This is a genomic window from Pantoea sp. X-Soil-TKNS-1211 (assembly GCF_059730495.1).
The window spans coordinates 341,603-361,494 of sequence record NZ_AP035956.1 but is presented as its reverse complement, the minus strand read 5'-3'; the positions used below and the strand labels follow the sequence as shown (position 1 = coordinate 361,494).

Annotated in this window: 24 protein-coding genes; 10 read left to right on the top strand and 14 right to left on the bottom strand. The window is 48.9% G+C overall.

All coding sequences use genetic code 11. From position 1 onward, the window contains the following. Positions 1–34 precede the first annotated feature (34 nt). On the bottom strand, positions 35–433 hold the full coding sequence (locus tag AC6I8W_RS26560) for a VOC family protein (RefSeq protein WP_497839246.1): 399 nt from the start codon (positions 431–433) through the stop codon (positions 35–37). A gap of 90 nt (positions 434–523) precedes the next feature. On the opposite strand from AC6I8W_RS26560, the gene AC6I8W_RS26555 reads away from it, so the two are divergent. Continuing rightward, complete coding sequence (locus AC6I8W_RS26555) at positions 524–1,249, top strand: helix-turn-helix transcriptional regulator (protein ID WP_497839245.1); 726 nt, start codon at positions 524–526, stop codon at positions 1,247–1,249. 93 nt (positions 1,250–1,342) lie between these two features. After that, positions 1,343–2,047 carry a class I SAM-dependent methyltransferase gene (locus tag AC6I8W_RS26550; protein ID WP_497839244.1) on the top strand — a complete coding sequence of 235 codons (705 nt, stop codon included), beginning with the start codon at positions 1,343–1,345 and terminating at the stop codon, positions 2,045–2,047. A gap of 39 nt (positions 2,048–2,086) precedes the next feature. Here the strand turns inward: AC6I8W_RS26550 and AC6I8W_RS26545 are convergent, their stop codons facing one another. Continuing rightward, a complete protein-coding gene (locus AC6I8W_RS26545; RefSeq protein ID WP_497839243.1) occupies positions 2,087–2,443 on the bottom strand; it encodes a nuclear transport factor 2 family protein in 357 nt (118 codons plus the stop codon). 143 nt (positions 2,444–2,586) lie between these two features. Between AC6I8W_RS26545 and AC6I8W_RS26540 the strand changes: the two genes are divergently transcribed. From AC6I8W_RS26540 to AC6I8W_RS26525, 4 genes are all read left to right on the top strand, one after another. Next, positions 2,587–2,853: a type II toxin-antitoxin system TacA family antitoxin gene (locus AC6I8W_RS26540; protein ID WP_497839242.1), complete on the top strand. Its 267-nt coding sequence runs from the start codon at positions 2,587–2,589 to the stop codon at positions 2,851–2,853. Further along, complete coding sequence (locus tag AC6I8W_RS26535; RefSeq protein ID WP_497839241.1) at positions 2,841–3,326, top strand: GNAT family N-acetyltransferase; 486 nt, start codon at positions 2,841–2,843, stop codon at positions 3,324–3,326. The genes AC6I8W_RS26540 and AC6I8W_RS26535 overlap by 13 nt, the downstream gene beginning before the upstream one ends. A gap of 564 nt (positions 3,327–3,890) precedes the next feature. Continuing rightward, positions 3,891–4,340 (top strand): NUDIX hydrolase, encoded by a 450-nt coding sequence (locus AC6I8W_RS26530; protein WP_497839240.1) that lies wholly within the window; start codon positions 3,891–3,893, stop codon positions 4,338–4,340. Between the two features lie 124 nt (positions 4,341–4,464). Beyond that, complete coding sequence (locus tag AC6I8W_RS26525; RefSeq protein WP_497839239.1) at positions 4,465–4,881, top strand: MarR family winged helix-turn-helix transcriptional regulator; 417 nt, start codon at positions 4,465–4,467, stop codon at positions 4,879–4,881. Here AC6I8W_RS26525 and AC6I8W_RS26520 read toward each other — a convergent pair. The 7 genes from AC6I8W_RS26520 to AC6I8W_RS26490 form a co-directional block, all read right to left on the bottom strand. Then, positions 4,878–5,288 carry an ester cyclase gene (locus tag AC6I8W_RS26520; protein WP_497839238.1) on the bottom strand — a complete coding sequence of 137 codons (411 nt, stop codon included), beginning with the start codon at positions 5,286–5,288 and terminating at the stop codon, positions 4,878–4,880. The two genes, AC6I8W_RS26525 and AC6I8W_RS26520, sit on opposite strands and share 4 nt — an antisense overlap. A gap of 210 nt (positions 5,289–5,498) precedes the next feature. Further along, positions 5,499–6,617: an aspartate-semialdehyde dehydrogenase gene (gene asd, locus AC6I8W_RS26515; RefSeq protein WP_497839237.1), complete on the bottom strand. Its 1,119-nt coding sequence runs from the start codon at positions 6,615–6,617 to the stop codon at positions 5,499–5,501. A 208-nt stretch (positions 6,618–6,825) separates the two neighbouring features. Beyond that, positions 6,826–7,215: a DUF1360 domain-containing protein gene (locus AC6I8W_RS26510; RefSeq protein WP_497839236.1), complete on the bottom strand. Its 390-nt coding sequence runs from the start codon at positions 7,213–7,215 to the stop codon at positions 6,826–6,828. Positions 7,216–7,362: 147 nt separating this feature from the next. Further along, positions 7,363–7,785, bottom strand: a complete 423-nt coding sequence (locus tag AC6I8W_RS26505; protein ID WP_497839235.1) for an Rrf2 family transcriptional regulator — start codon at positions 7,783–7,785, stop codon at positions 7,363–7,365. A 103-nt stretch (positions 7,786–7,888) separates the two neighbouring features. Then, positions 7,889–8,350 (bottom strand): L-alanine exporter AlaE, encoded by a 462-nt coding sequence (alaE, locus tag AC6I8W_RS26500; protein WP_497839234.1) that lies wholly within the window; start codon positions 8,348–8,350, stop codon positions 7,889–7,891. Positions 8,351–8,383: 33 nt separating this feature from the next. Next, positions 8,384–9,061 carry an O-methyltransferase gene (locus tag AC6I8W_RS26495; protein WP_497839233.1) on the bottom strand — a complete coding sequence of 226 codons (678 nt, stop codon included), beginning with the start codon at positions 9,059–9,061 and terminating at the stop codon, positions 8,384–8,386. Positions 9,062–9,118: 57 nt separating this feature from the next. Then, on the bottom strand, positions 9,119–10,021 hold the full coding sequence (locus AC6I8W_RS26490; RefSeq protein ID WP_497839232.1) for a LysR substrate-binding domain-containing protein: 903 nt from the start codon (positions 10,019–10,021) through the stop codon (positions 9,119–9,121). 191 nt (positions 10,022–10,212) lie between these two features. Here AC6I8W_RS26490 and AC6I8W_RS26485 point away from each other — a divergent pair, with 191 nt between their 5' ends. From AC6I8W_RS26485 to AC6I8W_RS26475, 3 genes are all read left to right on the top strand, one after another. Next, on the top strand, positions 10,213–11,064 hold the full coding sequence (locus tag AC6I8W_RS26485) for an MBL fold metallo-hydrolase (RefSeq protein ID WP_497839231.1): 852 nt from the start codon (positions 10,213–10,215) through the stop codon (positions 11,062–11,064). A 120-nt stretch (positions 11,065–11,184) separates the two neighbouring features. Beyond that, complete coding sequence (locus tag AC6I8W_RS26480) at positions 11,185–11,886, top strand: NADPH-dependent F420 reductase (protein WP_497839230.1); 702 nt, start codon at positions 11,185–11,187, stop codon at positions 11,884–11,886. Positions 11,887–12,095: 209 nt separating this feature from the next. Next, on the top strand, positions 12,096–12,446 hold the full coding sequence (locus AC6I8W_RS26475; protein ID WP_497839229.1) for a hypothetical protein: 351 nt from the start codon (positions 12,096–12,098) through the stop codon (positions 12,444–12,446). 108 nt (positions 12,447–12,554) lie between these two features. On the opposite strand, the gene AC6I8W_RS26470 is transcribed toward AC6I8W_RS26475, so the two are convergent. Next, complete coding sequence (locus AC6I8W_RS26470) at positions 12,555–13,307, bottom strand: SDR family NAD(P)-dependent oxidoreductase (RefSeq protein ID WP_497839228.1); 753 nt, start codon at positions 13,305–13,307, stop codon at positions 12,555–12,557. Between the two features lie 127 nt (positions 13,308–13,434). On the opposite strand from AC6I8W_RS26470, the gene AC6I8W_RS26465 reads away from it, so the two are divergent. Then, positions 13,435–14,325 carry a LysR family transcriptional regulator gene (locus AC6I8W_RS26465; RefSeq protein ID WP_497839227.1) on the top strand — a complete coding sequence of 297 codons (891 nt, stop codon included), beginning with the start codon at positions 13,435–13,437 and terminating at the stop codon, positions 14,323–14,325. 45 nt (positions 14,326–14,370) lie between these two features. Here the strand turns inward: AC6I8W_RS26465 and AC6I8W_RS26460 are convergent, their stop codons facing one another. The 4 genes from AC6I8W_RS26460 to AC6I8W_RS26445 form a co-directional block, all read right to left on the bottom strand. Then, the gene (locus tag AC6I8W_RS26460; RefSeq protein WP_497839226.1) at positions 14,371–14,697 is read right to left on the bottom strand and encodes a hypothetical protein; all 327 of its coding nucleotides are present in this window, start codon (positions 14,695–14,697) and stop codon (positions 14,371–14,373) included. A gap of 31 nt (positions 14,698–14,728) precedes the next feature. Continuing rightward, the gene (locus AC6I8W_RS26455; RefSeq protein WP_497839390.1) at positions 14,729–16,390 is read right to left on the bottom strand and encodes a methyl-accepting chemotaxis protein; all 1,662 of its coding nucleotides are present in this window, start codon (positions 16,388–16,390) and stop codon (positions 14,729–14,731) included. A gap of 137 nt (positions 16,391–16,527) precedes the next feature. Beyond that, positions 16,528–17,532 (bottom strand): GlxA family transcriptional regulator, encoded by a 1,005-nt coding sequence (locus tag AC6I8W_RS26450; protein WP_497839225.1) that lies wholly within the window; start codon positions 17,530–17,532, stop codon positions 16,528–16,530. 352 nt (positions 17,533–17,884) lie between these two features. Continuing rightward, entirely contained in the window at positions 17,885–19,621 is a 1,737-nt protein-coding gene (locus tag AC6I8W_RS26445) for an ABC transporter ATP-binding protein (protein ID WP_497839224.1), read from the bottom strand. Positions 19,622–19,892: the final 271 nt, after the last annotated feature.

The following is a 19,892-nucleotide window of genomic DNA, read 5'->3' as shown; positions in this document are numbered from 1 at the left end:
ATCTGCCGTTTTGAAACCAGCGCTAGTTACCCGGTCACCGTTTAAAGCGGCTTATGGCAGCCTCCGTTACCGGTGTAAACAGGGACACGAGCGTACCTTCCGGGTCACGAATCTGCAGGGTTCTGTTTCCCCAGGGCATATTTTTAGGTTCATGGACAAACGCCAGACCACATGCTTTTAATCTGCGGAATTCCTTATCAATATCATCGACCATAAATTCGAGAATGGCTGAACGATTGGCCGCAGGCTGTGCGCAATCTTCTTTAAACAAAGCGACCGTCTCTTCACTCCCTATGGCGATAACCGCGAGTGGGGTGACAATTTCGGCAAACAGCGGGGCCAGCCATTCAGCCTGATAACCGGTAATAAGCTCATAAAATTTAACAACCTTTCTGATGTCTTGTACGATAAGACGTATTGATACTAAGTTCACAGACTCTTCCTCCAGACTGCAAGAAGTGCAGCTTTCGGCAGTATCATCGTTCAGGTCTGCTGACAACGTGGTGGCAACAGGTATAAAAAAATGCGGCGTGCAGATAGACTTTTCCAGATCATCCAGATACTCCGACGGACAAAGCTGCCGGTCACCGCGGCAAGGCTGGCGGAAGAACTTGAGGTATCTAAACGCACCATTTATCGGGATATCGCTGATTTGGCAGGGCAACGCGTTCCGGTTGAAGGCGAGGCCGGTACGGGTTACAGACTCAGTGAATATTACGATATGCCCCCTTTAATGTTCACCGCAGAGGAACTTGAAGCGGTGTTTCTGGGCGTTCAACTGGTGCAGCGATTGCCCGATGCGACACTCGCCAACAATGCAAACGATGTTTTGGCGAAAATAGCTTCCGTCATACCTGATAAGATGATGAAGTTTCTGGAGCAATCAGCAGTCGCGATTAAACCGACAGACTCAGGCACGAATAAAACTGATACCCGCCAAATCCGGGCAGCGATCCGCGATGGTCGAAAACTGCTGATTGAGTACCGTTCTGCGGAAGGGCTTAGCTCTGAAAGAGTCGTCTGGCCGATTGTCCTTGGCTATGAACTGACCCATTGCCTTCTCATCGCCTGGTGCGAAAAGAGAGAGAGTTTTCGACATTTTCGTGCAGACCGTTGTGTGAGTATCGCTATGTTGGATGAACATATAGGTGCAGACAGAAAGGTACTCAGGGCGGAATGGGAAGCATGGCGTGAGGCGGAGTTATTACGACTCAGCGAATTAAAATTTCAGGAATTGCCTGGTCTATAAAGACAATAACCGGGTTGCGCAAACGGCTGCAGCGCGATCGGGTATCTGTGTATAAGCTGACGGTATTGTTGCTGATAAAAAGGTGTTTTTCATATGAATCCCTATGAAAAAGAATATCGACAATTGATTGCAAATGGAGCTATTGCCTGGGCCGGGGAGGGGTATCTTCGGGCAAAAAAACAACAGGAAAAAATCTTTCATTGGCTCAGAATCAATCAATATCTTCCTCAACCAGGGGCTCCGGTGTTGGAGCTGGGCTGTGGCAACGGTGCAATGGCAGCACAATATCTTGCTGAGCGAGGATATGATGTGTCGGGTGTCGACCTATCTGAAACAGCAATCACGTGGGCTAAAAATCGTTTTCAGCAAGTCGGTCTCTCCGCACACTTTTTTGTTAATAGTGTCTGTCATATCTCTCAGTGCAAGAATTCTGCATTCGCGTTAATTATTGACGGAAGTTGTTTGCATTGCCTGATTGATGATGACAGACAACTCTGTTTCTCAGAGGTGAGAAGGTTGCTCAAACCCGAAGGGCTATTTGTGGTCAGCTCGATGTGCGGAACGCCTCGTTATTCTGAATACATTTCCGCTTATGATTTCGGGAAACATCATATACTCAGAGAGGGACAGCCCTGGCGTACTCTGAAACCCCTCCAGGCATTAATCAATGAGCTTCAGGAAGAACAATTTAATGTACTTGCGATCAGCGTTAATAATAACCCTTGGTGGGATCATGCTACCCTGGTATGTTCAGTTAGCGAACCAAAGGATAAGAAGCCGTATGTCGTCCCTGCCTGACTACTCGTTTTTATTTATCATGAGCATGTGCCCGGAAACCTATTCACTGCCTGCCTCTGGTGTTCCCTGATGGAAAATCAACTGCCATTGCCATGTATCAGAACGCACCCAGCAGGAAGAACGTAACGACGCTCGGCTACCATCAGGATTACATGACCTGTACTGGAGTATGGCGAAATTTTCGCCCGGGCTGATGAGCTGAAAGTCACTGCTAAGAATATTCGATGCACTTCTTTCGTTAACAAGAGATTCTATTGTCTCTGCACGATTGACCATCACACCGGACCGGGTGTTTTCACGAAATTCGGGGTGAAGTAGGAGTTCAAGCCAGTCCCGATCATTGCGCCTGACATCGTGAAGACTGCATTCAAGTTCTTTCAGCTTATCCAGAAGCATTGCGTTGATCCTCATGCATGATTATGGCCGTATGTATGCCGCTAGCATTTATGGGTATCAAAGTTTAAAACATAACGTATAGCGTTTGCTATACGTGACCGTCGTGCTATGCTTGTAAAGCAAATGCTATACGGAGGTGTCTCATGAAATCAGATGTTCAACTTAATCTTAGAGCCAAGGAATCGCAGCGGGCACTCATTGATGCCGCCGCTGAAATCCTCCATAAATCACGTACAGACTTCATTCTGGAAATGGCCTGTCAGGCTGCCGAGAATGTGATCCTCGAACGCCGAGTCTTTAATTTTAACGATGAGCAATATGCAGAGTTCATCGATATGCTTGATGCTCCGGTTGCAGATGACCCTGCCATAGATAAACTGCTGGCAAGGAAACCTCAGTGGGACGTGTAACAGCACCAGAACCTTTATCAAGCTTTCATCAGGTGGCGGAGTTCGTTTGCGGTGAAGCTGTTCTGGATGACTGGTTAAAGCAGAGAGGCCTCAAAAATCAGGCTCTCGGTGCTGCGCGAACTTTTGTTGTTTGTAAGAAAGACACAAAACAAGTAGCCGGTTATTACTCTCTGGCTACCGGAAGCGTCAACCATACCGAAGCCACTGGCAGTCTTAGGCGGAACATGCCCGATCCCATTCCAGTGATTATACTGGCCCGTCTGGCGGTAGACGTATCATTCCGTGGAGAAGGCCTTGGTGCTGATTTACTCCACGATGCAGTACTTCGTTGCTATCGGGTTGCTGAGAATATCGGTGTACGTGCAATCATGGTTCACGCGCTTACGGAAGAAGCCAAAAATTTCTATGTCCATCATGGTTTCCATCCATCACAAACTCAGCAGCGGACATTGTTCCTTAGACTCCCTCAATAATGCGCGACAACCCCATGTCCAGAACTTTATGAACGGTAAATGGACGGTGCGCCAGTGGTTAATTCAGTAAGGTTTCTGCACGAAAGAAGATGGCAACCGGGTTATTGCTCAAACAGGGAAAGGTGTGAAGTAAGAAAAGTGTGGAATGGATAATTAGGTAGCGGAATTGATTATTTAGCTTTGCAGGAAAGAAAGAACCCACGTATTCCATGGACTCTTTCTCTGATGCCCCAGTTACTCTTTCCAATTTTTGTTGGTTAGTACAAATGGTAGCCACCCTTTCACATCTGGTTAAACCAGAAACAACTAAATTCATTTAAACTATCGGTCATAAATATCCAAGAACTTAGTCAGTTTGCCCAATGACTATCTGGAAAGAAACGAGGCATCATCAAAGGCGTTTCTGAATGGTATGTTGACGTGCTGAGGTTCTACCGACATGTCAACGTCCATGAAGGTCAACGCTGGCTGTTCTGGTGCCACCATTCTTGATTTCCTGTCTATCCATACGACGAAAATGACTGTATATATGTTCAGTTCTTTCAGCGATAGGATAGCCGCAATATGAGACGAGACAGATATAACCTTTCCATAGCCGTATTCGTCCTGCTTCTTGAAGGAGACAAGGTCTGCATGTTGCGGAGATGTAATACGGGGTGGATGGATGGCTGCTATAGCTTGCCAGCTGGTGGGCTGGAAAAGGGAGAAACCCTTTCAGCCGCGGCAGCCAGAGAGTTAAAAGAAGAAACTGGCGTTGATGTAGTCGCCTCAGAAATGGCCCTGGCGCATACCATGCATGTGTGGACTGAAAATCGCTCTTGGATAGGGCATTTTTTTATCTGCCGGAAATGGCATGGCGAACCCTTCCTGGCAGAACCTGACAAGCATGCCGAAGTCAATTGGCAACAAATGTCGGCTCTCCCCGAGCAAACAATACCCTATGTGCGGCAGGCTATTGAAGCCATAAAATCAGATAAGAATTACTCTGAATATGTTTGTGAAACAGTGAGTTGAGAGCCACAGCGAACAACCAGTGAGGCTCTGTTCCAGAGCTTTTGCATGCGGGCAACATAATTCGGCGTTCCGTCTGACGCTATCTTGTATACTGTAGCGCTTTCACGATGCAGGAACTGTCACTTTGTCAAATGAAACCCAACTGCTGGCTGATGAATTGCGCCATGCTGTCAGTGCTTTCGTGCGTATTGTACGCGTGGCAACCGCTACTGTACGCACTTCGCAAGATGAAACATTGGAGTTACTTCACCTGCATAAGGAACTTTCCATTGCAGATCTTGCGCGTCTGCGTGGTGTGAAACATCAAAGCATGCGGTTGGTGATCAATGAACTGGAACAGCAAGGTTTGATCGAGCGGCAAAAAAGCCCGCAGGATGCGCGGGCGCAGTTGATTGTATTGAGTGAAAGTGCACGCATTTTGCTGGCGTCTGCCCGTATGCAACGTACCGAGTGGATCGCTGAACAGATCGCCAACAAGCTCGATGAGACCGGTCGTACTGACCTGCAAAAAGGGCTGGCGGCTCTGCATAAATTGCTTTAATTCTGCCTTAGCTGGCCCACCAACTGTGCCAGGGTATTTAATCCCCAATGCTCTACATATTTGTTCTCTACAATACGCACCATATCAATCACTGTGATGGTCACGTTTTTTCCTGTGGCCGGTACACCCAGCAGCTCACCTTGATGTACGCCCGTCAGGGTTTTACGTGTTGTGACCCAATCACGTTCAGCAATTTGATCTTCAATCTTGACCTGCAAGTCAGTCAGCGCTGGCCGGAGAATCAGCTCAAAGGTGCGCCAGAGGCTTTCGCGGTCGTTAGCTACACCCTGTGGCGCAGAGCGGTTAATGAAGTTAACGGCTACCAAGTTGTCAAAAGCCTGTCGATTGCCTTCGGCAATCACCTGTTGATTGAAGCGCTGCACTACGATTTTGTTCTGTTCGGACATCGTCCCTCCTAAATATATACAGTTAGACTGTATATATTTAGAGGGAAGCGTGAAATGGGGATAGGTAAGTTGTGCGGTGGGGGGCCTGCCAGGCAAAAACTGATCCATGATGGCACGCCCGCACCGGTGAAGATTTTCCATTCAGGAAAGGTGTTCTCTGGTCGGTCAATGTCCCCGGAACCCCCGCTTCATTGGCCTGAATAGCATTAATCAAACTCTGCCAAGTAGAATGTTTAACATGCGACGCAGGGGTTCCGCAGCCCCCCACAATAGCTGATCGCCGACAGTCAGGACCGAATAAATGGGTTCGTTGTTAAGTGCCATTTTCTTGTAACGACCAATCCCAACCTGTAGGGAGCCGCTGATGTAGGCTGGTGTCAATTTACTGACACTCTCCTCCTTGTTGTTCGACACATAGTTAACCCATGGGTGGGCATGCGTAACCAGTTCTGCAAATTCTGCTTCGTTGACTTCACGCTTAAGCTTCATGGTGATTGCAGCACTGTGGCACCGGATCACGCCAACCCGAATGCACAAGCCATTAACCGGGATCGTCCCGGCAGGCAAACCAAGAATTTTGTTTGTTTCGGCCTCACCTTTCCATTCTTCACGGCTATTGCCATCCCCTAAATCACTGTCAATCCAGGGAATTATGCTACCCATTAAAGGCGCGCCGAAACTCTGGATTGGCATGTCAGCACTGTTAATCAACTCACTAACCTTATTGACTAAAGGCAGCACTGATCCTGAATCTGCCAATTCATTGTGAGGCAAATGGCTGCTTATATAAGCACTTTGCGCGATTAATTCCCGCACATGCTTAGCACCGGCTCCGGATGCCGACTGATAGGTCATCACACTCATCCATTCAATTAGGTCAGACTTTATTAACCCGGCAAGTCCCATCAGGCTCAACGTAATTGAACAGTGACCACCGACAAAAAGCCTAATTCCGTTTTTAATTGCACGGTCAATATTTGTGCGGTTTACCGGGTCGAGAATAATACAGGCCTTTTCATCCATCCGCAGAGCGGAGGCCGCATCTATCCAATAGCCTTTCCAGCCATGCTCAATCAATGCAGGATATATTGATTTTGTATAATCCCCACCCTGACAGGTAATGATGATGTCCATTTTCGCCAGTGCATCAATGGAATTAGCATCTTTGAGGGTATAGCTGACGTCACCAATGACGGGACCCGCAGCACCCACACTGGAGGTACTGTAAAAATGTGAAGAAATGTCTTGAAAATCATTCTCTTCCAGCATGCTCTGTAACAAAACAGAACCTACCATCCCTCGCCAACCAATAATGCCGACTTTCTTCATTTGCTTAACCTTAAGAATGTCATGAGGTGTTAAAATGATGACGCTTGCTATCATTATTAAAATGTTTCATCAGGGATTAGAGAAAGTTATGAGCGGGGTTATGGGGGTAAAGAATAATCAGTGAAGGCTATCGTTGGCTCAGAAAAAAGGTAACTGGTCATAGTCAAATCTGTGGAATATGACCAGTTTGGGCATAAAGGTTTATTTCCTATTTTTTGCTATCCAATGCTTCCTTAAGGTCTTTTTCTTTCATCTTCTTTGTCATGGCATTGATAAAAGATCGGAACATCAGTCCATTCGTAAACGTGGTCAGCGTGATGGTGAAGAACGTACTAATAACCAGGTCGATATAAATATTCCCACTACGGATAATCACCGGGCGATAAATGACCACACCAGCCAGCACGACCCAGTGACTCATACAATAGAAACAATGGAATAAATAGCCGGTCATGTGGCCGATCTTATTGGCCAGGTTTCGCACAGGAACGAAGAGTTCGGTCTGGGTAATGGTAAAAGAGATGCTGGCGGCTGCAAAGCTGAGGACGATGCAGGTCCATAATGACTGGATAGCGGATATTTCAATAACGTGTTGCACAAAGGCTCCTGAAAATTTGCCTGACTCATGTAACAACAAAAGATACGATCAATTTCGTGCAAGATCAACATGACGATTCTGGGGTCATGAAAATTACAGCACTTAGGGCTAAATGGCAGCGATGCGGACTGTGAACAATTAAATGGGTTAGATATTGTTTTCTTTGAATTTATTACACAAATGACTGAGGGTTATTTCACTTAAACGGTTCATTAACAGTGACTCAGCCTGTTTCAACGCAACATCTAACTCATCGTTGACGGTATTTTCTATCAGGCAGTGTGGATTATCCCTGTTGATACCAAGGTTGTAGAGGTGGGTTATTCCGACGGCTTTATAGATATCCAGCAAGGTGACCTGACCAGGGTCACAGCTTAATGACCAGCCGCCATTATGTCCTTTTTCGGATCGAACATATCCGGCTTCCCTCAAACCGGCCATGGTTCTGCGTACCAACGCGGCGTTGGTGTCCAGCATCTCCGCCAGTTGTTGCGAGGTATAGTTTCCTGAATCACACGCCAGATGTACCAGTACGTGCAAAACTCGTGATAATCGTGTGTCGCTTCTCAAGTGCCCTCCGTCGATCTGAAACTACGGTATCGTGTTGGATCATAACGTAATACAGCATGATACTGCACTATCTGATACATCCATTCAGGCATAGGGAGGACATTCAGCTGTTCAAAGACATAGGTTTGTTACCGCCCGGCGGTAAGCCGAACAACGTACGGATCCAGTTCAGAAACGCACCATAAGGGCGGCCCAGACAGAGCATCATTAAGGCCGCACCGAGCGTGCCTCGTACCAGACTGCCTCCTGTGGCACCACTGAATGCAATGATGGCTGCATAGATCGGTACCTGGAAACTGACGAGAGCTACACTGTCCCACAGTAGCTTAGAACCCCGACTCGAATTGGCGCGGAGCATAAGCCAATCCCGCCATATGCCGTAGGGACGCGCGACCGGAACCATTAAGGCTGCGCCGATAAGACGCGCATGAAACACCTGATCCCACGACATTCCGGCAATTATGCGTTCATTAATGATGCCAGTTGTTGTGAAAAAGAGGATGAGTGCAATCGTGTCTGCAAAAAACTCAGTCCGACGCTTCTTCTGTCTCTGGTTTTGAGGCAAGTTCAATTTCCTGTAGTGGCAGGGTTAGAAAAATCAATTAACGATTGCCATGATAAAGCCATCCCATCCTTTCTCACCGACCGTCTGTATTGCAGTAGCGTCAAGGCGCTTGTCTTCGGCAATCATCTGAACGAAGTCTCTCAGCCCCTGCACATTAGGATCATGATTCTCAGGATCAATCACTCCACCGCCGCGAACCACGTTATCCCCGACGATTACCGTTCCTTGCCCCGACAGCTTTATTGCCCATTCCAGATAACGAGGGTTATTAACTTTATCGGCATCGATAAAAATGAGGTCGAAAGGGGGTTGCAGCGTGGGTAACACATCAAGGGCAGCACCGTTACGGAGCTCAATGCGTTCTGTCAGTCCGGCATGAACAATATTCTGGCGAGCCACCTCGGCGTGATGCGGATTAAACTCGATGGTTGTTACGCTCCCGTTCTCAGGCAAGGCTTTAGCCATCCACATCGTGCTATAGCCCCCGAGTGTTCCGATTTCAAGCACGCGTACCGCACGTGTCATTTTGACGAGGAGGGCCAGCATCTTGCCTTGTAAGGCAGATACATCAATGGCAGGTAATCCCTGGTTGGCATTATTTGCGAGGGCGTAGCGCAGGTCCGGCTTTTCGGGTGCGAGCTTTTCAGCAAACCAGGTATCGACCTGCGCCCATTTTTCCGCGTCGTCGGAGGGATAATCAGGGGTTCGCATAGATGAACTTATCTCCTTTAGTGGTGGTTATAGAAGTGTAGCTGCCGTAGGTGGGGATCAGATTTTCTCCTGTGACTTACCCAATGCCTCATCCAATAGCCATTGGGCGAATGCGCGTATTGGCTCGCTGCTTAAACCGATCGACTCAGGAAGAATGAGGCTGAAAGTTTTAGAGATGCTTTTACCATCGGGCCAGGGAGCCACCAGCCTTCCTTGCGCCAGATCCGATTCAATGTAAAGACGCGGTACCAGGGCGACACCGAGGCCAGATAATGCTGCCTCAATGAGCATGGCATGAAGATCATAGCGTGCACCCATTGCAGGGTTGGTCAATGGGATCCCGGTTTCCTGGGCATAATGCTGCCAGGCATCGGGGTTTTGTCGTCGATGCAGACGCGGCAGGTTGTCCAGTGATGCTGGCTGTTGGTCTCCCGAAATAAGGTCAGGGTGACAAACCGGTATCAGCACCTCATTCATCAGTGGGTAAGTCCGCATACCTGCCCAGGCTGGATGTTCATAATGAATGGCGGCATCGAATCCGCTTCCTGCCAGCACGAATGGGTCCATGTGTTCGCTGAGATGGACGGTGATATTCGGATGCTGATGCTGGAAGCGTGATAAACGCGGAATGAGCCATCTGATCGCAAACGTCGGACTGATGGCAATGTCCAGACTTGCGCCATCGCTGGGTTGTCCCATCATGTACTGACTATCTCGTTCCAGACGATCTAACAATTCACGGATTTGGGTCGCATAGCGTTTGCTATTCGGCAGGATGCGAACGCGGTTGCCAACCCGCTCAAACAGTGTAACCCCCAGAAAAGCTTCCAGGCGGCCAATCTGTCGGCTGATAGCCCCTTCAGTCAGGGACATTTCCTCTGCGGCACGCGCGAAACTCCCATGACGTGCAGCAGCCTCGAAAGCCATAAGTGATGTGTTACTGGGTAGATTGCGACGCATGACCGATCCTGTTGGTGGCAGTAGAAGGCGGTTCACCTTGATATTTTGTCACTGAAGCATACCAGGATTTCGATTTATCGGCCGATTTTAGCGACATAACATGAGCGAACATCAATAGAGAGATCTGGAAATTCCCTGGAATTGACGGCTCCCCCATTCCTACGTGCAACGCATTATTGATCAGGAAATTTATGCCAATAAATAACCCATTTACCCGTCATCAGATTGGCGAGTATTCAATCACGGCGATCAGTGATGGTTTTCTCACTGCAAGCCTGGATCTTCTTTCGAATATCAACTCAGAGGAGGCATCTGAATTACAACACAATGCAGGAATACAAGATCCCAATCAGATTCATATTAATTGCTACCTGATTCGTGGCCGTGGCCGAACAATCCTGATTGATACGGGCGCAGGAGGCATTAAGCAATGGGGAGGCCAGTTGCAAGCGAATCTGGCACTCGCTGGCGTGCAACCTTCCGATATTGACGCGATTTTACTGACGCATGCCCACCCCGATCATATTGGCGGTTTGCTTGGCCCCACCGGTGACATTGCCTTTCCTGATGCTGAATTAATTGTTCATCGGGATGAGATTGCCTTCTGGGAGGATGATGGCAATCTCAGCCGGGCGAGTGAGCGCGCGGCTGGCAACTTTCTGTATGCGCGTAAGGTGTTCGAAAAGTACCGGGATAAACTACATACGTTTATGGGTAACGACGTTCTGCCCGGTATTTCTGCATTGCCACTGCCGGGACATACGGCAGGCCATTCTGGTTTTCGTATTGAATCAGGCAACCATTGCCTGTTGATCTGGGGAGACATTGTCCACTTCCCCCACATTCAGATTGCCTGTCCTGACGTATCCATTGCATTTGATCAGGATCCTCTGTTAGCCGCTGACACACGTGCAAAATTGCTGGATGTGGTTAGCGCGGACAAACTGCTTATCGCTGGGATGCACCTTAGTGAGCTTGGATTTGCGTCTATTGAGAGGAGAGGGAAAAGCTACAGGCTTTTCTGGGAAAACCATGCTGATTAGTCTTAGTATCGATGTTTGCCACTGTAATCCCGAATGATGCTTCCACTCCCATTGGCAGCCAGTTCAGTCTGGCTTTTTCAGCTATTATTTGTGATATAAGTCACACAATAAGGGGGGATCATGTCAAACATCGCGAAGGTACTTTGCCTGTCTTGCTGTTTAATTCTGTGTGCCAGCACCAGCGTAATCGCAGAAACCCTGCCACGTATCGGTATTATCGGTGCGGGATCAATGGGAGGAACGCTTGGCCGGTTATGGGTAAAGGCGGGCTACCCGGTGTTTTTTTCTTCCCGGCATCCGCAGGAGTTACAGTCCCTCATTTCTTCTCTCGGTCCACTGGCGAAAGCGGGCACACCTCAACAGGCAGCTGAGTTCGGTGATGTGGTTGTTATGGCAGTACCTTATGGTGCTTTACCCTCTCTGGGGAAAAGCCTGGCTGAACCCCTGAAAGGAAAAGTGGTGCTGGATGTGGCCAATCCATATCCACAGAGAGATGGTGAGGTCGCCACTCAGGCACTTCAGGTAGGAAGCGGGGTTTACAGCGCCGGTTTGTTCCCTGAGTCGCATGTTGTTCGCGGGTTTAATTCATTGGCAGCTTCCAGCCTCGCATCCAATGCTCATCGGGCAGGAGAGGCTCTGGCCGTGCCTCTGGCAGGAGACGACAAAAACGCGCTCGATACGGTGATCCAATTAACGAAAGCTGCGGGTTTTGCCCCGGTGGTGGTGGGGGACCTGAGAGAGGCCACGCTGTTTCAGCCTGGGAGTGATTTATTTTTACAAACGATGACAGCGGACGAGTTAAAACGGGCGATTAGCCGATAACATGAGTCGCGCATAATTCTGAATCGCCGAATAAATGCTTGCTGGCGTTCCATGAAATGTTCATCTTTTTGACAGAGATGATGAGCTAACATGAAGACAGTGAACCAAACCTCACGATTTGTGTTTCCACTCCTCGTGCTTCTACGGCATAATCCGCCCCCGCCGAGTCAGTGGTCCCTCCAGGGCCGTGACGCCACTGAGGTTTAAGTATGACAGATATTCAGCAGCTGATATTCGCTGCCAAGCCCCTGATCCCCTTCAGACGCATCCATGACGCGCAGACGTTCCTGAACGCATGGCCGCTGGAGGATCAATTTGCGATCATCAGTGCGCTTTGCATTGGGCGAGATCACATGGGTGCTAACGTTATCCGACCTGGCTATGTAGCAGATGATCAGTCATTTGACCGCTTTCTGCATATCGGCAGCACAGGAATCTGGCTGATTATGCCAGAGGATTTTGCGGGAATGCTGTGTGAGGCTGGCGCATCGTTGTCTGAGTGGTTTACGGCTTTTGAGCATTGTGCTGAGACGTCCGGCTACGAGCTGGACGAGTTCTGAATTTTTTGTGGGTTCGCCACGTATAGACTTGCTACTCCCTAATGCAAAGGTGCCGACAGTGATTCAGACGCTGGCACCTTTTCGCCTGTTTTCAGTACGAGCAATTATTCAAAACTGCACGCCCTTAGTCAGCCCGCCATCGACAGTGAGGTTAGTCCCTGTTGTAAAGCTTGCTGCAGAGCTCGCCAGAAAAAGCACGGCTTTCGCCACCTCGTCCGGGCGTGCCATACGGCCCATTGGGTTCAGCGACAGGCACTCGGCAAACAGTTCAGGTGTCTCACGCTCGATTTTCCCCCACACCCCGTCGGTAAAGTAAACGTTGCCAGGAGAGACGGTATTGACGCGAATGTTTTCGGCAGCCAGTTTTGCGGACAGGGTTTTTCCGTAGTGAATCAACGCGCTCTTGAGTACACCATAGGGTTCGGCAAACATATCCACTTCGCGCCCAGATACGCTTGAAATAAGTACGATAGCTCCCGATTGCGACTGGCGGAGCCAGGGCAAAGCCGCGTTCACCATCCCCACTGAACCGAGCAGATCGGTTTCAAAAGCGAGACGCCAGGTTTCAGGATCAGAACCCCCGGCCAGGGCGCTGACATTAGGAATAACGATATCGATACCGCCCATTTGTCCGGCAGCTTCCGCCGCCCAGGCTTTTAACTGCTCAGGCTCTGTGACATCGACTTTATAGCCAAAGGCTCGTTCTCCCAGTGCGGCTTGTGCCGCAGCAATCTCTTCACCTTTTCTCGCACAAAACGCGACAGTAGCCCCTTCGGATAAAAATGCTTCGGCAATGGCTCGGCCAATACCGCGTGTCCCACCACTCAGCATGACTCTGGCATTCTTAAGACCCAAATCCATAATATTCTCCTGTTCCCCTGGCCAAATCAGCCGGGATGATGGTTGTCTGTGGAGCAATATAGGATTTGACCATCATTCTGAAAAATGAAATTAATAGAACCCATCATTCATGAAATAAGAATACGTAATGCAACTTTCACAACTCAGGGCTTTCTGTGCAGTCGCGCAAACTGGGTCGATTTCGGGCGCGGCCAGGGTGTTAAACCGGGTGCCTTCCGGTATCACGGTGCGCATCCAGCAGCTGGAACAGGATTTAGGGTGTGAACTGTTTCTTCGCGACCGACAGGGGATGTCGTTGTCTCAAAACGGTCGGCTACTGCTGGAGCATGCTCAACGCATTCTGGAACTCACCGACAGTACGCGGCTTTTGATGAGAGAAGAAGATTTGGGCGGCAAACTGGTGATTGGTGCTCTGGATGTGGTGCTGGTTGATTTCATGCCCGCACTGATTGGCACCTTTCGTAAAAGATACAGCGGCATTGGTCTCGACATCCGGCATGAGGCATCTGAAGTTTTAGTGCAACATGTGGCTGATGGGACGCTCGACATCGCACTGACAGATGGCCCGGTACAGTCAAAGGCACTGGAGAGCCGACTGGCCTTCGTAGATGAAATGTTGCTGATTACAGAGCTTAATCATCCCGCCGTAACAAAGCCATCGGACCTCCAGTGTTCAGAGCTCTATGGTTTTCGGCATGATTGTTCTTTTCGCTTTCGCATGGATCGATGGCTGGCTGAAGAACGTATCAGCCATCTGCCGGTCACGGAAATTGAGTCATACCATACGATGTTGGCCTGCGTAACAGCAGGGATGGGGGCCGCGTGGGTGTTACGATCGGTATTACACACCTTACCAGGCTATCAGCTTGTGCGTAGTCACTCTCTTGGCAAGGTCGGGTATACCGAAATTCATTATCTCTGGCGCAGCGGGCATTTATCCCCGAATGCCCGCCGGTTAATGGAAACAGGGAGTGAACTTGGCGAACGGCGTAATACCCGTACCTGGAGCAAAATATGATATCCGGGCCGACTGATAAATCAGCGGCCCGGAACATGCCGAGTGTTATGACGCTTCCAGCACAGAACGTTTCATCGTTCCCGCCAGGTTCCCCAGCAGGTTGTTAACTATCTGTATAGCCAGCATTACGCTCCGCAGGTTGTAATACAGCGCCCCATCATTTTGGATGATGTATTGTTCAAATTCGCGATTACGCAGTAACGCCAATGCCTGGTTGATATGCTCCCGCAGGTGATTACAGTTATTCATATAAACGTCCAGGGACTGATACTGGCCATCCGTCAGTTGGTAGAGAAGGGCGTTCACTTGTTCAAATTGTGTGATCAGTTCCTGATGGTACTGGCCGTGTTGCATAAAACCATCGATATCCATTGATTACGTTCCTCTGTCACTGCTTCACCGATCAGAAACTTTGCCAGTTAACGTCATTCCCCTTATCAAGGGAGAGCGGCTGAGGGGGTAATGTTTTTACCGGACTTACAGTTTGGTGTGTGAGCGCTAACTTCTGTGTTGGTACTGTGGTTGTGGTAAGGGTAAATTGGCTGACCAGTCCAGATAATGTGTTCGCCTGATCCTGAAGAGAGGCGGACGCAGCAGAGGCTTCCTCTACCAGCGCCGCATTCTGCTGGGTAACGTCATCCATCTGACTGATAGCAAGATGGATCTGCGTGATACCTGAATTCTGCTCTTCGGCCGCCGCTGCGATTTCACTGACCAAATCGTTGACCTGCCGGAAAGCAGTTTTCAAACCGGCCATATTTCTTTCCACGGTTTCCGCCTGAATGGCACCTGACTCAACCAGGTTATACGAGCTGTCGATGAGGTGCTTGATCTCTCGGGCAGCCTGGGTGGAACGTTGTGAAAGATTACGCACCTCGTCAGCAACAACCGCAAATCCCTTGCCGTGCTCGCCCGCACGGGCAGCTTCGACTGCTGCATTGAGAGCCAGAATGTTGGTCTGGAACGCAATGCCTTCGATCAACGTCACGATTTCCGTGATTTTTTTCGAACTGGTCCTGATTTCAGTCATCGTAGCCAACATGCTGGCCAGAGAGGCCTCGCTGGCGTCAGAAAGTTCAGTGGCATTGCTGGCGAGACGACTGGCCTGACGCGTGTTATCCGCCGTTTGTCTTACGGTTTCGCTCAGCTCAGCCATGCTGGCGGCCGTCTGCTCAAGTGATGCTGCCTGCTGTTCAGTTCGCGATGACAGATCTTCATTACCTGCCGCGATTTGCGCTGAGGCGGAGCTGACAGAATGGGAGGCAGTGCTTACCGAAGAGAGTGCTGATCCCACACGACCAAGAAGCTGGTTAAATGAACTGGCCATGGTGCCCACTTCATCTTTACTGCTATTGTCTGCCGTGGCACTCAGGTCCAGACTCTCACCCACATGGTTCATGATATCGCCAACACGTGTAAGGCTGCGGCGGATCCTTACAATGGTCAGTGCTGCCAGCGTCCCAAGCAGAACAAGGGCCATCGTGACCCCGATGCTCATGCCCCATAAAGTACGCTGGTAGGTTTGCTGATTAATGGTTCGCAATCCGTCACCCAGTGAAATGTTTAGCGCCAGCTGTTTCCGGTAATTATCCTTAAGCTGGGTGATAGCTCCGCCAATCCCATTCTTGCTATCCAGCATATTCAGCGTGACGTCATCCAGATGCGATCGCGATGCATTGAGAAATTCAGGCAGACGGGACTCTACCAGTTGCAAGATGGCTAAGCCCTTCTCGGTCAATTTTTGATCTTCATCGCTGGAGATATCGTTTTTCAGGTAGTAATCAGCGAGTGTTTTGATATCCGATATACGTTGCATGATCTGTTGTTCAACAGCTGGCATCCTGGTGTTATCGGTCTGGCTCTGGTGTCGGTACAGCGAAATTGAAAGTCGGTTGCTACGATCAATAAGCTCGCCTAAATCTTTTATTGAAGGAGTAGCGTTGGCCTGTACGAATTCAAAGCGATCCTGAAACCCGGCCAAAAGTTTGATCGAGATAATGCCGGTAATAACCAGTGATGCTGATAGTAGAACGAAAGCCAGGGTAAGCCTTTGAGTGATATTCATCATTTATTACCTGGTAAATGTTAAAAATAGTGAGATGTAACTTCCGAACCATCGGCAGGGGGCGTAGAAGTTTTATTTCAAAATAAATGACCTGGTTTACTTGTTATGTTCATTTTATTTGATTGAGGGTTGGTGCCTTAATTCCGTCTGGATGATGTTTGTGCGGCCATCCATTGACGGTATTGCGCTGGGGACATCTCCATAATCTGATTAAATGCCTTGCGGAATGAGGTCTCTTCAGAATAACCACAATCTCTGGAAATCTGGCGAATACTGACACTGGTGCTGATTAGCATGGTACAGGCCGATTCAATGCGGATTCTTGTAATGAATTCCTTCGGTGTCTCCTGTGATAGCGCCTTTAACCTTCTTTGCAGAGTACGTTCCGTTGTATTCAACGCAGCGGCCAGCTGTGCAGCATTGATGGACGGATTCTGAAATCGAATGATCTCCTGGGCACGAACCAGAAATGAAGTCCCGGCACTTAGCGATTCCAGCGGCGTACCAAGGTGCTGCCGCAGAAAATGGTTATCCGCAAGCGACATCTCTGAGGTGAGATTGGCCACTTCTGCACCAGCCTCTTTTTCGATGATTTTCAGGGCCAGTGATATCCAGGAAAAACACCCTCCGGTAGTAAGCACCCCCCGGTCTTCTACAAGCGTTTTGCCCCGTGCCGGAATGGCATCCGGATAACGTTCGTGCAGCATATGGCTGACCCACCACGTGGTCGCATAGGACCTTCCCTGAAGCAGGCCTGCTTCACCGAGAATCACTCCACCGGTGCCTGAAGCGGCGACCAGCGCGCCATTCGCATACATTTTCTTAAACCAGGCAGCAGCCAGGCGGATGTTTGCTATGTTCAATGGCCGCAGGTCCGGTCCGAGCAACATGCCTGGCGCAATCACGACATCGGGTTGCCCCGCTGCCTGAAAAGAACTGTCTATGTGAATAAGCCTGCCTTCAGTATCCCAGACAGGTCCGCCATCAACGCTGACAACAAGGGTTTCAAAGGTTTTTTCGGGATATTTGATTGCATGTGCTGGAGCACCGGCGATGGCTTTATTGGTGATCCAGAACAAGTCGGTTAGCCCTGCAATGGCTGAAAGAACGCTGCCTTCCAGGGCAAGTATGGCAATACGCATTTATATTTTCCTGTTTTAAAATTGTCGCAAATTGCGTGAAAAATGTGACTTTTTTCCCGTCTGATTATTGGAATGTCTGAAGGCCGATTTTTGTTTGTTTTTGTTCACCTAAGATTAGTTTTGAATGGACCTGATTATCCCATGAAAAAGGCCGGTGTTGCTGCGGTTATGTAACTTTCCGGCTAACAGGATGTGACTGAAATTTGTACGCCAGGTGGGGCATTTCGGGAGTAGTTAGTGGAAAGGATAAAAGGGTGAAAGCGCCAGATGTTACCGCCCCTTCCCGGTTCAGGAGTAGTCTGCAAGCCTGAGCTGATGCTGTTGATTGTTTAACCCGCCTTGATTCATGGCTTCAAATCGCTTGCACCTCAACTACAGATTTAAACTGCGCATGCCACATATGATAAAATTTACCACGTTGATTAATCAGCGTGGTGAAATCGCCATTTTCAATAATGGTTCCACCATCCATTACCACTATCCGATCAAACTCTTTAATATTGCCTAACCGGTGCGTCACTGCGATCACCGTCGTATCCAGGGAAAGGATTTCATTAAATAGTCGGTGCTCGGTTTCAGGATCAAGCGAGGATGAAAACTCATCAAAGATAAACAAGTTCGCTTTGCGGAATAGCGCACGGGCGATTGCCAGCCTCTGCCACTGGCCGATTGAAAGCTCATCACCACCAAACTGTTTACCCAGTCGGGTGTGCTGAGAATAAGGGAAAGCCACTTTTTTAAGCAGTACATTAATAGCTGCTGATTGTGTTTCGGCATCATACTGGGTTAAGGCGATATTTTCGCCAACAGAAAACTCGTACTTGCCGTAATCCTGGAAAACAGTCGCGACCTGATGGCGATACCCATTGATATCCAGTTTTTCTAATGGGAATCCTGCAATCGATATTGCGCCTTCGTTATAAGCATACATACGCAGCATCATCTTGATGAGTGTCGTTTTTCCACTGCCATTATCACCGAGAATAGCGACTTTCTCGCCTGGGCTTATTGCAAGATTTACCTTGTGCAACGCTCGCTGATGTCGGCCTTCATAACTGAAGCTGAGATCGTCGATATTGATTGAAAAAGGTTCGTTGTCAGGCAGCGTCTTTAGCCCATTTTTTACCGGTTCGATCTCGTCTGTCATAAATGAGTGGTAGTTGGTAAAAAAGCTGCTGGTGCTGACCAGGCCTGCACCATAATTAGCGATTGCATCCAGATGTGATTTCATCATGACAATTGACTGGAAGACCATTACCAGGGCCCCAACGGCAAGGTCACTGCTGCGCAAAGTACTAAGGAAGAGATAAACGCCTGCAAAAAGCATCAGCAGGCTTAACACCATTGCGGGTACAGGGGTAATCAATGCTCGCAGGCGTTGCTTATGCATGCGGTGGTATACTTTCTGCGCGGATATGATGAATTTGTCGAGAAGATATTTTCCCAGACCATACAGCCTTATCTCCTGTAAAAAACTCTTGTCCATACTCACGCCATAGACATATCGCATTGCTATGGCTTGTCTGGAGTTTTTATACAGGTCCTCCATATTTTTTCTTTCAATACGCATGTTGATGACGATCATGGGAATGGTGGAAAGCGCGCAAATGGCAGCGCCAACCCCGGAATAGGTCACCAGCAACAACAGCAAACTTCCCGCCATAACCGCTGCACGGAAGGTATAAATAGTACAGATAATAAAATTGAGTGGCCGGTAGGCTGCCTCACGTTTGAGAAATTCGAGCTGCTCATAACGATCTTTATTATCGAACAGGCTCAGGGAAAAGGACTCATTCATCCGGCGCATAATGTTGCCGCTAAAATGGCTGGTGGATATTTCCGTTATGTCACCCTGAACCAGATTAACCAGAGGCTGCATTAATTGGATGCCCAGTAGTGAAACGCACCAGACCGCAATACTGAGTATCAGGCCACTGTCTGTGATGTGCTGACCCTGAAGGTTGTTGATTATTTTCCCTGTCATGAAAACGTTAAGCGCCGGGATGAGTCCCTGTAGAAGTACCAGTGCGACGAGTGCGGTAATGCGTGCAGGGCATGATGCAAAGACGTACCTGATAGCCAGTAGCACTGACTGCCTCCTTGATTGCAGTGGGAATAGACTGGGTGAGTCACGCCTTATAATAGATGAGAATAACACTCATTTACATCGTGATTTTTACAAAAAGTTAACTGCCCCATCCCCGTCCTGTCTCTGTTTATTATCTCCATGATGCTGGTCAGACAGTTTGTGATTCACTGTCGGAGATCAGAACACCCTGTCTTTGATATATCTCTTCTGCACTATCCACGCTTTGTGGTTCTGCTGGTGTTTTCAATGGTTATAACTGGTGCAGGAGCGG